The 13573-nt window shown below is 64.6% G+C and carries 13 protein-coding genes and 1 pseudogene; 6 read left to right on the top strand and 8 right to left on the bottom strand.

Annotated elements, in window-relative coordinates:
- Positions 1–9: 9 nt before the first annotated feature.
- Positions 10–942: pseudogene (locus tag WKW80_RS02045) on the top strand (MFS transporter); the annotation flags it as partial.
- Here the strand turns inward: WKW80_RS02045 and WKW80_RS02040 are convergent.
- Genes WKW80_RS02040 through WKW80_RS02030 form a run of 3 tightly spaced genes read right to left on the bottom strand, consistent with a single transcriptional unit; the run spans position 890 to position 3004 of the window.
- Entirely contained in the window at positions 890–1300 is a 411-nt protein-coding gene (locus WKW80_RS02040; RefSeq protein ID WP_340361851.1) for a nuclear transport factor 2 family protein, read from the bottom strand. The pseudogene WKW80_RS02045 and the gene WKW80_RS02040 sit on opposite strands and share 53 nt — an antisense overlap.
- Positions 1297–1965 carry a YceH family protein gene (locus tag WKW80_RS02035; protein ID WP_340361850.1) on the bottom strand — a complete coding sequence of 223 codons (669 nt, stop codon included), beginning with the start codon at positions 1963–1965 and terminating at the stop codon, positions 1297–1299. The genes WKW80_RS02040 and WKW80_RS02035 overlap by 4 nt, the downstream gene beginning before the upstream one ends.
- Before the next feature lie 7 nt (positions 1966–1972).
- Positions 1973–3004, bottom strand: a complete 1032-nt coding sequence (locus WKW80_RS02030) for an isocitrate/isopropylmalate dehydrogenase family protein (RefSeq protein ID WP_340361849.1) — start codon at positions 3002–3004, stop codon at positions 1973–1975.
- Positions 3005–3173: 169 nt separating this feature from the next.
- Between WKW80_RS02030 and metG the strand changes: the two genes are divergently transcribed.
- From metG to WKW80_RS02015, 3 genes are read left to right on the top strand one after another with little or no spacing between them, the layout of a single operon-like run.
- Positions 3174–5270 carry a methionine--tRNA ligase gene (metG, locus tag WKW80_RS02025; RefSeq protein ID WP_340361848.1) on the top strand — a complete coding sequence of 699 codons (2097 nt, stop codon included), beginning with the start codon at positions 3174–3176 and terminating at the stop codon, positions 5268–5270.
- A 16-nt stretch (positions 5271–5286) separates the two neighbouring features.
- On the top strand, positions 5287–5496 hold the full coding sequence (locus WKW80_RS02020) for a hypothetical protein (protein WP_340361847.1): 210 nt from the start codon (positions 5287–5289) through the stop codon (positions 5494–5496).
- A gap of 36 nt (positions 5497–5532) precedes the next feature.
- Complete coding sequence (locus WKW80_RS02015) at positions 5533–7203, top strand: SulP family inorganic anion transporter (protein ID WP_340361846.1); 1671 nt, start codon at positions 5533–5535, stop codon at positions 7201–7203.
- 59 nt (positions 7204–7262) lie between these two features.
- Here the strand turns inward: WKW80_RS02015 and WKW80_RS02010 are convergent, their stop codons facing one another.
- The 3 genes from WKW80_RS02010 to WKW80_RS02000 all read right to left on the bottom strand — a co-directional run bounded on the left by WKW80_RS02010 (position 7263) and on the right by WKW80_RS02000 (position 10616).
- A complete protein-coding gene (locus WKW80_RS02010) occupies positions 7263–8549 on the bottom strand; it encodes a polysaccharide biosynthesis protein (RefSeq protein ID WP_340361845.1) in 1287 nt (428 codons plus the stop codon).
- 268 nt (positions 8550–8817) lie between these two features.
- Positions 8818–9879, bottom strand: coding sequence for a glycosyltransferase (locus tag WKW80_RS02005; RefSeq protein WP_340361844.1), 1062 nt, complete (start codon positions 9877–9879; stop codon positions 8818–8820).
- Between the two features lie 215 nt (positions 9880–10094).
- Positions 10095–10616, bottom strand: a complete 522-nt coding sequence (locus WKW80_RS02000) for an outer membrane protein assembly factor BamE (protein WP_340361843.1) — start codon at positions 10614–10616, stop codon at positions 10095–10097.
- 37 nt (positions 10617–10653) lie between these two features.
- Between WKW80_RS02000 and WKW80_RS01995 the strand changes: the two genes are divergently transcribed.
- Together WKW80_RS01995 and WKW80_RS01990 are read left to right on the top strand one after the other, a co-directional pair.
- Complete coding sequence (locus WKW80_RS01995; RefSeq protein WP_340361842.1) at positions 10654–10860, top strand: DUF3460 family protein; 207 nt, start codon at positions 10654–10656, stop codon at positions 10858–10860.
- Positions 10861–10922: 62 nt separating this feature from the next.
- Positions 10923–11768, top strand: coding sequence for a segregation and condensation protein A (locus tag WKW80_RS01990; protein WP_340361841.1), 846 nt, complete (start codon positions 10923–10925; stop codon positions 11766–11768).
- 37 nt (positions 11769–11805) lie between these two features.
- On the opposite strand, the gene WKW80_RS01985 is transcribed toward WKW80_RS01990, so the two are convergent.
- Together WKW80_RS01985 and WKW80_RS01980 are read right to left on the bottom strand one after the other, a co-directional pair.
- Positions 11806–12468 carry a hypothetical protein gene (locus WKW80_RS01985; protein ID WP_340361840.1) on the bottom strand — a complete coding sequence of 221 codons (663 nt, stop codon included), beginning with the start codon at positions 12466–12468 and terminating at the stop codon, positions 11806–11808.
- A 98-nt stretch (positions 12469–12566) separates the two neighbouring features.
- A complete protein-coding gene (locus WKW80_RS01980; RefSeq protein ID WP_340361839.1) occupies positions 12567–13568 on the bottom strand; it encodes an NAD(P)H-dependent glycerol-3-phosphate dehydrogenase in 1002 nt (333 codons plus the stop codon).
- Positions 13569–13573: the final 5 nt, after the last annotated feature.

The raw sequence follows: 13573 nt of genomic DNA, 5'->3' as shown, positions 1-13573 counted from the left end.
GCTGGCACTGGTGGTGCTGTGTACCTGCTGCCCGCCGAACCACGACATGCAAAGGGTGAGCGGCTCGACGTGGGCGGCGCGGTGACGCTCACCCTGGCACTGATGCTGGCGATCTATTCGATCGTGAACGGCAACGAGGCCGGCTGGCTGTCGACGCAAACACTGGGGCTGCTGGCCGCCGCAGCCGTTCTGTTCGTGCTGTTCCTCTTCATTGAGGCGCGCGTCCGGCATCCCTTGATGCCGCTCGGACTCTTCCGGCTGCGCCAGTTGTCGGCCGCGAACGTCATCGGCGTGCTGTGGTCGGCCGCGATGTTCGCCTGGTTCTTTGTCTCGGCGCTCTATCTGCAGCGCGTGCTGGGCCGCAGCGCGATGGAAGTGGGCCTCGCCTTCCTGCCCGCCAACATCGTCATGGCGATCTTCTCGCTCGGCTTGTCGGCCAGGATCGTCACGCGCTTCGGCATCCGGGCGCCGCTGGCAATCGGGCTGTTGCTGGCGGCGATCGGGCTGGCGCTGTTCGCGCGTGCACCGGTGGAGGGCAGCGTGGTTCGTGATGTCCTGCCCGGCATGCTGCTGGCCGGCCTCGGCACCGGGATGGCACTCAACCCCTTGCTGCTGGCCGCGATGAGCGACGTGAAGCCGAGCGAATCAGGCCTGGCATCGGGCATCGTGAATACCGCCTTCATGATGGGCGGCGCACTCGGACTCGCAGTGCTTGCCAGCGTGGCCGCGGCGCGCACCGGGACGCTCGCTACCGTGGGTGCCGCCCCGCGCGACGCACTCAATGCCGGCTATCAACTTGCGCTGATGGTCGGCGCATGCTTCGCGACACTGGCGGCTGCGCTGGGCGCGCTCTTGATACGCAGCGGCCAGCCAGCCCCGTACGATGCAACTACTGCTGGTTGGCCTGCAGCATCGCCGCCATCTTCTGGTGAATCAGGTTGATGGCCTTGAGCGGACGCAGCATGACCTTGAACTCCACGATCTGGCCTACGTCGTTCCAGGTGATCATGTCGACGCCGTTCACGCTGATGCCATCCATCTCGACCTGGAACTCCAGCACCGCATGGTCGGCCGCCACCGTCTCGCGCACATAGCGAAAGGTCGGGTTGAAGAACACATGGAAGGCGGCGCCAAGGTACTGCAGCGTCACCGCCTTGCCCGCCTGCGGCGTGTGGACCACCGGCGAATGAAAAACCGCATCGTCCGCCAGCAAGGCGTTCAAGCCCCGGGCATTGCGCTCGCGCACCAGTTGGTGCCATGTGGCGAGCACCTCGCCGCCGATCCCGCTCGAGTTGTTCATACCGGTGTCCCTTCGATGCCAAGTTCCGAGCACACACGCGCAACCAGCGCCTTCAAGCCGGCGACTTCCGCTTCGAGGCGCGCCACATTCGCCTTGAGCGCCTCCACTTCGCCAAGCGATACGTCGGCTCCGGCCGGCTCTGGCCCCGCGGCATCTTCCGGCGGCGGCCCGCTGAGCAAGTGGGCCCAGCGGTTTTCGCGCGCGCCGGGCAGCCGTGCCAGCTTCACGACCAGCGCGCCGGCCGGCCTTTCGGCCAGCTCTTCCAGAAAACCCTCCACCGAGGAGATGTCGGCGAAATTGTGCATCCGGTCGCAGGCGATGCGGAGCTCGCCGGGCGTCTGCGGGCCACGCAGCATCAGCGCGGTCAGCAGCGCGATCGACTGCGACGGAACCTTCAGCACCCGATCGGCGTTGTGCGCATAGCGGAACGCCCGGCCCCCGCTGGATTCGGAGACGAGGCTGTAGCCCTTGAGGCTATCGAGCGCGGCTTGCGCCTGGGCGTCGGTGACCTCCAGCACCGGGCTTCGGCTGGTCTTCTGGTTGCAGCCGGAGACGACCGCGTTGACCGTCAGCGGATAGCTGTCGGGCACGGTGCGCTGCTTCTCGGCCAGCACGCCGAGCACGCGGGTTTCGATCAGCGAGAGAAAAGGCGGGCTTGTCGACATGGCTGCTTCAACCTCCCGCAATGCGGCTCACCAGCGCCTTCGTGAAGGCGGCCGTGCCGGCGTTGCCTCCGAGGTCGCCGGTTCGCACCTTGTCGATGTTGAGCGTGTCGTCGATCGCCTTGCGCAGGCGGGCACCAAGCTCCGGCAGCTTGCAATGCTCGAGCATCAGCGCAGCGGCCAGCAGCAGCGCTGTCGGGTTGGCGATACCCTTGCCGGCGATGTCGGGCGCGGAGCCGTGCACTGCCTCGAAGATGGCCGCGTCGGCGCCGATGTTGGCGCCGGGCGCCATGCCCAGCCCACCCACCAGCCCCGCCACCAGGTCCGACAGGATGTCGCCGAACAGGTTGGTCGTCACCAGCATGTCGAACTGCCAGGGATTGAGCACCAGTTTCATCGCGCAGGCATCGATGATCACCGTGTCGAGTTCGAACTTTCCCTTGAACTTGCGCTCGTAGAGGTCGATCCCCGTCTCCAGGAAGATGCCGGTCAGCGCCTTCATGATGTTGGCCTTGTGCACGATCGTGACCTTCTTGCGGCCGGTCGCGACGGCCGTCTCGAACGCATATTCGAGCAGGCGCCGGCTGCCCTGCCGCGTGTTGATGCCGGTCGCCATCGCCACGGCGTGCGGATCGCCGTCGATCGGCACATAGTGCTCATGGCCGATGTACAGGCCTTCGAGGTTCTCGCGCACAACCACCAGGTCGATCTTGTCGAACCGACCGCCCGGAATGATGGTGCGCGCCGGACGCAGGTTGGCGTAAAGCCCGAACGCCTCCCGCAAGCGCACGTTCGATGAGCGGTAGCCGCCGCCCGATGGCGTTTCGAGCGGGCCCTTCAACGCAAGGCGGGTTCGGCGGATGCTGTCGAGCGTGGCCTGGGGCAACGGGTCGCCCGATGCCTGCACGCCGCCGAGTCCCGCGATCTGGCGATCCCATTCGAAGGGTGCCTTCAGTGCGTCGAGCGCCTCCAGCGTGGCCTCGACGATCTCGGGGCCGATCCCGTCGCCGGGAATCAGGGTTGCAGGAATGGGAGTTGTCATCAAGCGGATCTCGGTGAGTCGGGTGGGTGGCGTACCTGCTGGTCGCCCGAAGACGAAAGCATACGCCGGGCCCGGGCCTGCCCACGCCGCCTAAAATGCCCCTCCCGCCGGCGCCGCGCCTCCCTCGGCCCGCCCGGCATCGTCCCTCCCCCAGAAAGCGCCCTCTCCGATGTCTGCCCCGCGCAAGCTCTTCGTCACCACCGCCCTGCCCTATGCCAACGGCAAGTTCCACATCGGCCACATGATGGAATACATCCAGGCCGACATCTGGGTGCGGTTCCAGCGAATGAACGGCGCCGAGGTCAACTTCGTCTGCGCCGACGACGCGCACGGCGCGGCCATCACCATCGCCGCCGACAAGGCCGGTGTCACGCCGCAGCAATTCGTTGCCATGATCGCGGCCGGCCGCAAGGAGTATCTCGACGGCTTCCATATCGCCTTTGACAACTGGCACTCGACCGACGCGCCCGAGAACCACGAACTGGCGCAAGCCATCTACCGCGACCTGCGCGACAAGTCCGGCCTCATCACCAGCAAGAGCGTCGAGCAGTTCTACGATCCCGAGAAGAAGATGTTCCTGGCGGACCGCTTCATCAAGGGCGAGTGCCCCAACTGCCATGCGAAAGACCAGTACGGCGACAACTGCGAAGTCTGCGGTGCCGTGTACGCGCCGACCGAACTGATCAATCCGTACTCTGCGCTCTCCGGCGCGACGCCCGAACTGCGCAGCTCCGAGCATTTCTTCTTCAAGCTGTCCGACCCGCGCTGCGAGGCCTACCTGAAGGAATGGACCGCCGCGCCCGGCCACGTCCAACCCGAGGTGCAGAACAAGATCCGCGAGTGGCTCTACAAGGACGACGAAGGCAAGGGCGGCCTGGGCGACTGGGACATCAGCCGCGACGCGCCCTACTTCGGCATCGAGATTCCGGATGCGCCCGGCAAGTACTTCTACGTGTGGCTCGACGCGCCCGTAGGCTACCTGGCGTCGCTGAAAAACCTGCTCGACGGGCGCTGCATCGAGTCCGGCGGCGACGGCATCTCCTACACCGAGTACATGGCCGACCCGGAGCTGGAGCAGGTGCACTTCATCGGCAAGGACATCATCACCTTTCACACGCTGTTCTGGCCCGCGATGCTGCACTTCAGCGGCCGCAAGGCACCCGACCACATCTTCGTGCATGGCCACCTCACCGTGAGCGGCGAAAAGATGAGCAAGAGCCGCGGCACCGGCATCGACCCGCTGCGTTACCTCTCGGTCGGGCTCAATCCGGAGCACCTGCGCTACTACATCGCGGCCAAGCTCAGCGGCCGCAACGAGGACATCGACTTCAACCCCGATGACTTCGTGGCCCGCGTCAACAGCGATCTGGTCGGCAAGTTCATCAACATCGCAAGCCGCAGCGCCGGCTTCATCGGCAAGCGTTTCGGCGGCAAGCTCGGCGTGGTGACGGGCGACGGCGAGGCGTTGCTGGCCGCGCTGCGTGCCGAAGCCGACAGCATCCGCTCCCTGTACGACGGCCGCGACTATGCCCGTGCATTGCGCGACACCATGGCGCTGGCCGACCGCGTGAATGAATACGTCGATGCCAACAAGCCTTGGGAACTGGCGAAGAAGCCGGACATGGAAGCCCGGCTGCACGACGTCTGCACCGTCTGCATCGAAGCCTTCCGCCTGCTCGCGCTTTACCTCAAGCCGGTGCTGCCGGCGCTGGCCAGCAGCGTCGAGGCGTTCCTCAATGTCGAAGCGCTGGCGTGGCCCGATGCCGCGAACGCGCTCGGTGCGGGCCACGCGATCAACGAGTACAAGCACCTCATGCAGCGTGTCGATGCGAAGCTGCTCGACGCCCTGTTCGAGCCCGCCGAGGGAGAGCCGGCAGCGGCACCCGTCGAATCGGCGCCCTTGCCAGGCGGAGAGGAAATCGCCCCGCTCGTCACCATCGACGACTTCGCCAAGATCGACCTGCGCATCGCGCACATCGTGGCCTGCGAATCCGTCGAAGGTTCCACCAAGCTGCTGCGCCTGACGCTCGATGCAGGGGAAGGCCGCACGCGCAATGTCTTCAGCGGCATCGCCAGCGCCTACAAGCCAGAGCAACTTGTCGGCAAGCTCACCGTGCTGGTCGCCAACCTCGCGCCGCGCAAGATGAAGTTCGGTGTGAGCGAAGGCATGGTGCTGGCCGCAAGCCACGGCGACGAGAAGGCCAACCCCGGCATCCACGTGCTCGAGCCATGGCCCGGCGCGACCCCTGGCATGCGGGTTCATTGAAGTTCAGAATCCGCCCATGATTCGTCAACGCCTGATCCTTGTCGCCGTGCTTGCGGCGGTCCTCAATCTGTTGGCCGGCTGCGCCGTGGTCAGCGTCGCCGGCACCGCGGTGAGCGTGGGCGCCGGCGCGGTCGGCCTCGCGGCCGATGCGGCCATCGGCACCGCGCGCATCGGCGGCAAGGTCATCGGCGCAGCGGCCGATGCGGTGCTGCCGGACAGCAAGTAGTCCAACTCACGGCGGGGCTGCGCACACAATAGGCGCATGTCTTCCCGCCCGCAGTTCGCCCGTTTCCGGCCCCGGCTGATCGACACGCTTTCGGACTACAACCGCGAGCGCTTCTTCAGGGACATCGGCGCCGGCGTGACAGTCGGCATCGTGGCGTTGCCACTCGCCATGGCCTTCGCCATCGCGTCCGGGCTCAAGCCCGAAGCCGGCCTCTGGACCGCGATCATCGCCGGCTTCCTGATCTCGCTGCTCGGTGGCTCGGCCGTGCAGATCGGCGGGCCGGCCGGCGCGTTCATCGTCATCGTCTACGGCATCCTGGAGCGCTACGGGCTGGCGAACCTGCTGATCGCCACGGCCTGCGCGGGCGTGGTGCTCTTTCTTCTCGGGCTGTTCAAGCTCGGCACATTGGTGCGCTATGTGCCGGTGTCGATCGTGGTCGGATTCACCAACGGCATCGCCATGCTTATCCTGATCTCGCAGTTGCGGGACTGGTTCGGCTTGCGCATCCAGAAGATGCCGGCCGACATGTTCTCGCAGTTGACGACGTTGGCTTCCAATGCCCACACCTTCAATCCCTATGCCTTCGGGCTCGGCGTCCTGTGCCTCGCTGGCCTGTTCGCCTGGCCGCTGCTGTTGCGCGGCGACTCGAGGCTTGGCCAGATGGTGCAACAGGTGTTCGGCCGCGTACTCGAAGCGCGCGCCATCCAGTTGGGCTCCCGGCTGCCCGGGCCCATCGTCGCGCTCGTCACGCTGAGCCTGGTCTCATGGCTTTTCAGTTTTCCGGTGGAGACCATCGGCACGCGCTTCGGCGGCATTCCGCAAGGGCTACCGGCCTTCGAGTTGCCGGCCTTCAGTTGGGAAACCGTCAAGCAACTCGTCACGCCGACCGTGACCATCGCCTTGCTGGGCGCGATCGAATCGCTGCTGTGCGCGCGGGTCGCCGATCAGGTCAGCAGCCAGCCGCGCCACGACCCGAACCAGGAGTTGATGGCCCAGGGCATCGCCAACATCGTCGCACCATTCTTCGGCGGCATGCCGGCCACGGGCACGATCGCCCGCACGGTGACCAATGTGCGCTCCGGTGCAAGTTCACCCGTCGCCGGCATCGTGCATGCGCTCACCTTGCTGGCCGTGGTGCTGCTGCTGGCACCGCTGGCGGTGCATGTCCCGCTTTCGGTGCTGGCCGGCATCCTGCTTTTCGTGGCGTGGAACATGGGCGAATGGCGCGAGTTCACGCCCTACCGCCTGCGCCATTTCAGCCGGCATTACCGGCTGTTGATGCTGGGGACGTTCTTCCTGACCGTGGTGTTCGACCTCACGGTGGCGGTGCAGGCCGGTGTCGTGCTGGCCTGTGCACTGTTCATCCGGCGCATGAACACCCTGTTCACGGTCGAAATGGTGTCGATGCAGCCCCCGGTCATCACCTACAGGCTTTACGGTGCGCTGTTCTTCGGAGCCGCGGCCAGGCTCCACGAAACCGTCCTCGCCGTGGAGCGCGCACCCCGCGGAATGACCGTGGTGCTGGACGCGATGTACCTCATTTGCATCGACGCCACCGGCCTGGATGCGCTGCGGCAGTTGCACAAGGCAGTGCTCTCGCGCGACGGCGTCATGCGCATCGAATCGCTGCAGCCCCAACCACGCGAAGAGATCGAGCGTTCGGGCTTCGCCGAAGAGCTGGCGAATGGCTGGGCAGCGCCGAACTGAATTCCAGGTTCCGGGGCTGCGAAGCGAGCCGGATCATGACACCGGCCAGTTGCAGGCGATCAAGTCGCCAGATTGCGTTTCTCGCGCTCGGAAAACCAGATTCCAAGCATCGCGTATTGGTAGAGAAAGTGCCCAAGGCTGGTGGCCACGCCGAGCGCAAGAACCGCCTGCAGGCTGCGAACACCAAAGACGGACAGGCACAAGACCTGCAATGCCAGGACGAAGAACACCACGAAGGTCTGATGACGCGTATGTCCACGCGATGTCAGCGTCATGAAGGCGAACTGGGCGCAATTGAGCAACAGCGTGGACAGGAAAACCATCCACAACAGAGACTGCTGCCCCTTGTAGTGAGGTCCGATCAGCAGCATCCAGTACTGGGGCCAAAGCAGCGCGCTCAGGAACACCATCAACATGATGCCGACGTAGGCTGCATGAGCGCGCAACACCATCAATACCAGGCGAGGCCCGTCTGCCGCACGTGCAATTGCCGGGAACAGCACCGTGGCCGCGACACGATCGAACACGATCAGCAGCATGGCGATCCGGCCGAGGGCTCCCACTTCCGCCAACATGCTCGCCGTACCGAACAGCGACACGATGAACACCGTGATGACACCCTGAAACTGAAAGAAAAGCGCGGGCAGCACCAGTGGCTTGGCCATTCGATACATCGCCGCATCGACCGCGGCCGCCTCTGCCTTGGCCAGCACATGTGGCCGCACCTCGTGCGCAGCCAATCCCCGTCGATACAGGACAACGCTGAGCATGCTGGCGGCAAGTGTGGCCGCGACCACCGCCGCGATGGAATAGGATGCCACCGGCAGCAGCAGCAGCACTGCGGCGATCAGCAGCGCACGCGTGGCCAACCCATAGAAGTTCACCCGGTTCAATGTCGCAATGTGGCCCAGGATCAAGAGCACCGTGTTGGAATAGAACGCACTCAGCGAGAAAAACACCAAGACCAACATGCAGGCGGATGCAATCCAGTAAGGCCAGTCCGACCAACCGTGTTGATGTGTCGTAACCCACCAGTACGGCACCACGATCAGCGTGCCCAGGCACAGCAGCCAGCCCCGCTTGCGAAAGACCTGGTAGCAAACGCCGACCACCCAGGGCGTTTCGCTGGCACGTTGCCCGACCAGCGGCAGGCAGCAATGCGCGAGTCCGACATCGGTGATGCCCAACATCCACGTCATGCAGGTTATGAGGAACGTGTATTGCGCATACTGGTCTTTGGGGAGCAGGTTGACGATCAAGAGTCCCGCAAGACCGCCGACGACCACGCCCAGCGATTCAACGCTGCCAACCGCCAGCGCTTGGCGCAATCGAGCCTTGAAATTCATGCGAAGGCCGCGCACTTCATGCGCCGACCGATCGCGCAACTTGCGCCCGGAGGATTGGATGCCTTGAGAATCATTCGGTAACTATAGGGCCTTGTCCCGACCCGGCTGCCTGCGGACTCGGAATCTCCAGGCAGGGGAGCGTGAATTGCTTCCGCACCATCAAGCGCGCCGCTTGCGGAGCCTACACATCGCCCCAGGCATGGACCGCACCATGACTGTCTGACGCCTTGGGTGGGGAGCGGTCAGTTGCCGCGGCGCGCAGTCACCATCAGCCTGGCGCAACGGTCCGCAGCAAGGTCAGCACCAGATCCTTGCCGAGCGCCGCGCGACCGAAGGCCGGGACCAGCTTTACGGCGCGGTTCATCGTCCGAAATTCCTGAAAAGAGCGCCACCGTCCGCCACGGCTCGTATGGGCATCATGAACGGCAGCGCGCGCATGCCAGAGAGCCGCCGCCTCGCGGAAATAGCGCGAAAGCTGGACGATGCCCCGTGGCGGATCGGGAAACATCCGCTCCATGAATACCACTTCAGCCGCCCATTTATCGGCTTGGCGCTGGTAGTTGAATTCCGCAAATTGAATCAGCTTTGCCCTGCGCGCCAATCGCTGAACCCAGCTTCCTGTCATCGTCTGCGTCGCGGTCACGTTCGTCGCGTGAATCCGGTAATGCGTCAGCGGCTTCGAGATCAGCACGACAGGCCGGCCAATGCACCAGGCATAGACCAGCTGGTCATGCCCGAGCGGAGAACCGAACTCGCGGCGGAACTCGTGGTAGACGCCCCAATCCCAATCGCGCAGCATTTCGTCGATGACGGTTTTGCGAACCGTCATCGCGAAGCCTTTCGAGCCCTGGTGGTATGGCGGCGACTCGGGGTCGGCTCGCAGTTCTGCGTGATCCGGAAGCTTCGCACCGGTAGGGATTCCGTCCGCATCGACGACCAGGCCTTCGTGCTGATAGAGATCGGCGGCCTGCTCTCGCATCGACGCGTCCAATTCCGCCAACTTGGTGTCGGCCCACACGTCATCCTGGTCGCAGAACACCACATAGTCTCCGGTGCATTCACTGGCGATATTCATGAAGTTGCCCGTGAAGTGCAAGTTGACCTCATTGCGGATGACGCGCACCGGGAACGCGCACTGCGCGACAAATTTTTCGAGAATCTCCAGCGTGCCATCCGAGGAGCCATCATCCCCCACCACCACCTCGTAAGGTTGGCAGGTCTGGCGAAGGATGCTGTCAAGCTGCTCAGGCAAATAGCGTTCGCCGTTGAATGTGCCCAGCGCAATCGAGAGCCGTGGTGCAGTGCGGGGTGGTGATGTGGAAATCGTCATCGGTCGAGAAATTCCATGGTGATCGGATCATAGTTTCGTCAAACAAGACGCATGAATCCTCGTCCTTCCGGCTCGAATGCGGATCGCCCGTCAAAGAAATCGAACCGCGAGGACACTTCTTCACATGCGGATTTGTGTCATCTGCACCCGGGCAACTCGAACTTGATGACTTCCGGAACCCGCGGCTGGCACCCCCGCGACTTGGGGGTGCGCTATCAGTTTGCTTCCGTGCCACGATCGGGCGACGACCCGCTGCGCACCACGCGCTGGTCGCTGTCGAGCACCGCCGTGAACACCATCGGCGAATTCGGCGGCTGCATCCAGCGCCAATCCCACTCGGTCTCGTTCTTCAGCGGATACGGCGTCACCTTGGCGGGCTTGCCAAGCATCTTGCGCAGGTTTTCCATGGGCATGCCCGGCTGGATCTTCGCGAAGTTCTCGGGCGTCAAGACCTGGCGCAGCGCGCTCATCTTGCCGTCAGGGCCGATGGTGATCATGTAGTTCTTCTGGCCGGCAGGCTGGCGGTTGTATTCGAAGATGCGGCCGCCGGCAGTTCCGTCCCAGATGTTTTCCGGCTGGCCGAACCGAGCGCGCACGTCGGATTCAGTGGCAACGCCCTCTTCCAACTCGCTGATGTTCTTGTTGTCGCAAGCTGCGAGTGCAAGTACCGCACCCAGCCCCGCCACGATCAGGCGCGTTCGCGCGGCCCTGAAAATGCCTTGATTCGTCTGCGCCATCCCGTCCCCGGTAAAATTCGTGCCAAAGGCTCAGTCTATGTCCATCTTCAATCGCCCCCACTACCGCTCCGACGTCACCAACTTCATCGATGAGTTGAAGCGGCAAAAGCCCAACCTCGAGGCCGAGCAGCGCGCCGGACGCGCGCTCCTGTGGGACAAGCACGTCGATCGCAGCCTGCAGGAAGAGTACGCCGAAGGCGAAGTGCCGCAGCAGCCCTACGTCTACCAGACGCAGGTCAAGTAAGCCGCCGTAGCCCGCAGCGCCGCGCCACTTGCGCGGATCGCTATCAATTTCATATCGGACCCATGAACAGCGAGCTCGCCGACGACGCAGGCGCCACGGTGGTGGCCGTCATGCCCGACGTGGTCGACCAGGTAGCGCTCGCACGCCTCTATGGCGAGCCGCTGTTCGCGCTGCCGAACGACCTTTACATCCCGCCCGAGGCACTGCAGGTGTTCCTCGAGGCCTTCGAAGGCCCGCTCGACCTGCTGCTCTACCTGATCCGCAAGCAGAACTTCAACATCCTCGATATCCCCATGGCCGGCCTGACCCGGCAGTACCTGACTTATGTCGAGGAGGTGCGCCGCACCAACCTCGAACTTGCAGCCGAGTACCTGTTGATGGCGGCCATGCTGATCGAGATCAAGTCACGCATGCTGCTGCCCCCGCGCAAGACCGCCGAGGGCGAAGAGGCAGAAGACCCGCGCGCCGAACTGGTGCGGCGCCTGCTCGAATACGAGCAGACCAAGATGCAGGCCGCTGCCATCAGCGCCCTCCCGCAGCATGGTCGCGACTTCTGGAAGGGACAGGTCTACATCGAGCAATCGCTCAAGCCCCGCTTTCCCGATGTGAATGTGGTCGACCTGCGCGACGCCTGGGCCGATATCCTCAAGCGCGCCAAGCTGGTGCAGCACCACAAGATCTCACGCGAAGAACTCAGCGTGCGCGAGCACATGAGCATCGTGCTGCGCAAGCTGCAGGGCCGCCAGTTCATCGAATTCGAGAACCTGTTCGAGGTGGAGCGCGGGGTGCCGGTGCTGATCGTGACCTTCATCGCGATGCTCGAACTGGGCAAGGAAACGCTGATCGAGATCACGCAGGCCGAGGCTTTTGCCCCGATCTACGTGCGGCTGGCCTACTCGCCGACCTGACAGCGCCGGCGGCCGCTGCCCCGCCGCCCTTCACGCCTTACTGCGCGAAGCAATACATCAAGCCCGCACCGCCGGTCTTCTTGAGCGCATCCATGCCGCAGCCCTGCGTTGCGTGCGACGAATTCCACGACTTGGCCGGCGCCGAATCATCCAGGCCCTTGCGGTCGTGGTGGCCGACGATGGCAGAGCCATCGCCGCTCTTGGTCCAGTTGCCGCAGGTGGTGTCCTTGTCACCGCTGACCGCGCGGCCATCGGGCGACGAGCCGGTCAGGATGTCATGCATGGTGACTGCGTCGCCGCTGCCCATGATCGTCTGCCCGGTTTCGGTCAGTGCGGATTGCTTGGACAGCATGTTGGAACCGTGCAACTCGTCGATATTGGCTGCCACCATCGCACCCTTGGCGTTGTACCAGGGTCCCTTGCCGATGCGGTCGCGCGCATTGACGGCGGGGCTGCCCGTGGTACTCAGATAGGCGCGCCATGTGCGCCCCCCAGCGCCAGCCTTGGCAGCCAGGCTTTGGCAATAGTTGTCGGCACCGGCCAGCCCGCCGAAGTTGGCACCCTGTCCGGGATTGACACTGGTCACGAAAAAACTCATGGGCTTCGCGCCCAACGAAGACATGGGCCCCCCGGAGCCGCAACCCGCCAACGCCACGGCAGCCAGTGAAAGAACGAGCAAACGGGTTTGTCGACGGATCATGTAGTCTCCTGGTGGAATAAGGCGCCAACGCTAACCGACTCTGGTGGGCGCTTCAATCGGCCATCACCCCGACTACCACCTGACTTCAGCGAACAAATTCAACCAGGTTCGGCCGAAGGTTCACGTCCCATGAGGTTCGCCAGCGCCTGCGCCGGGCTGACCGCGCCATCGAGCAGGGCGACCACGCCTTCGGCAATCGGCATTTCAATGCCGAGCAGGCGCGCCCGCTGCACGACGGTGCGCGCGCAATACACGCCTTCAGCCACATGCCCCAGGGAATCGACTGCCTGGGCAAGCGTGCGCCCCTGGGCCAGCAGCAATCCGACCTTCCGGTTGCGCGAGAGGTCGCCGGTGGCGGTGAGCACCAGGTCGCCAAGACCTGACAAGCCCATGAAAGTATCGGCCCGTGCACCGAGCGCGACGCCGAAACGGGTCATTTCCGCGAGTCCACGCGTAATGAGCGCGGCGCGGGCATTGAGTCCCAGAGCGAGCCCGTCGCACAACCCGGTGGCGATCGCCAGCACATTCTTGACGGCGCCGCCGACTTCCACGCCGACGATGTCGTCGTTGCCATAGACGCGAAGTGCCGGTCCATGAAAGGCCTCTACCAGGAGATCGCGCACCTGCGCATGCGCGCTGGCAGCCACCACTGCGGTGGGTCGGCCCTGCGCAACTTCTTGCGCAAAGCTCGGGCCGCTGAGAACGCCCGCCATCAAGTCAGGCGCGACCTGCGCCCGGATTTCGTGGGCGAGCAGGCCGTAAGGCTGCGAACTGTCGGCCGCGGGCTCGACGCCCTTGGACAGCCAGGCCACCGGTGCGGCAAGGCCGCGCAAGGCAAGCAGTTGGCCGCGCAAGGCGGCCATGGGCGTGGCAATGATGACGAGGTCGGCTCCCGCGTGCGCCCGCGCGGCGTCGCCGGCCTGAACCGACAGCGTCCCTGGAAAGCGCGAGCCCGGCAGGTAACGCGCGTTTTCACGCGCGGCATTCATGTCGTCGGCTTGCGCCGGATCACGCGCCCAGAGCGTGACACTGTGGCGCGCACCGGCGTTCACCGCAAGCGCGGTGCCCCAGGCCCCTGCGCCGAGGACGCAAATCTTCATGCGGC

The organism is Variovorax humicola (genome assembly GCF_037889915.1).
Classification (GTDB): domain Bacteria; phylum Pseudomonadota; class Gammaproteobacteria; order Burkholderiales; family Burkholderiaceae_C; genus Variovorax; species Variovorax humicola.
This window is presented reverse-complemented; position numbering and strand designations above follow the sequence as displayed.

Bases quoted from the DNA above. Each gene is read 5' to 3' on its own strand.
- WKW80_RS02040 (WP_340361851.1), bottom strand. From the start codon at position 1,300: ATGAACAACTCGAGCGGGATCGGCGGCGAGGTGCTCGCCACATGGCAC.
- WKW80_RS02035 (WP_340361850.1), bottom strand. From the start codon at position 1,965: ATGTCGACAAGCCCGCCTTTTCTCTCGCTGATCGAAACCCGCGTGCTC.
- WKW80_RS02030 (WP_340361849.1), bottom strand. From the start codon at position 3,004: ATGACAACTCCCATTCCTGCAACCCTGATTCCCGGCGACGGGATCGGC.
- metG (WP_340361848.1), top strand. From the start codon at position 3,174: ATGTCTGCCCCGCGCAAGCTCTTCGTCACCACCGCCCTGCCCTATGCC.
- WKW80_RS02020 (WP_340361847.1), top strand. From the start codon at position 5,287: ATGATTCGTCAACGCCTGATCCTTGTCGCCGTGCTTGCGGCGGTCCTC.
- WKW80_RS02015 (WP_340361846.1), top strand. From the start codon at position 5,533: ATGTCTTCCCGCCCGCAGTTCGCCCGTTTCCGGCCCCGGCTGATCGAC.
- WKW80_RS02010 (WP_340361845.1), bottom strand. From the start codon at position 8,549: ATGAATTTCAAGGCTCGATTGCGCCAAGCGCTGGCGGTTGGCAGCGTT.
- WKW80_RS02005 (WP_340361844.1), bottom strand. From the start codon at position 9,879: ATGACGATTTCCACATCACCACCCCGCACTGCACCACGGCTCTCGATT.
- WKW80_RS02000 (WP_340361843.1), bottom strand. From the start codon at position 10,616: ATGGCGCAGACGAATCAAGGCATTTTCAGGGCCGCGCGAACGCGCCTG.
- WKW80_RS01995 (WP_340361842.1), top strand. From the start codon at position 10,654: ATGTCCATCTTCAATCGCCCCCACTACCGCTCCGACGTCACCAACTTC.
- WKW80_RS01990 (WP_340361841.1), top strand. From the start codon at position 10,923: ATGAACAGCGAGCTCGCCGACGACGCAGGCGCCACGGTGGTGGCCGTC.
- WKW80_RS01985 (WP_340361840.1), bottom strand. From the start codon at position 12,468: ATGATCCGTCGACAAACCCGTTTGCTCGTTCTTTCACTGGCTGCCGTG.
- WKW80_RS01980 (WP_340361839.1), bottom strand. From the start codon at position 13,568: ATGAAGATTTGCGTCCTCGGCGCAGGGGCCTGGGGCACCGCGCTTGCG.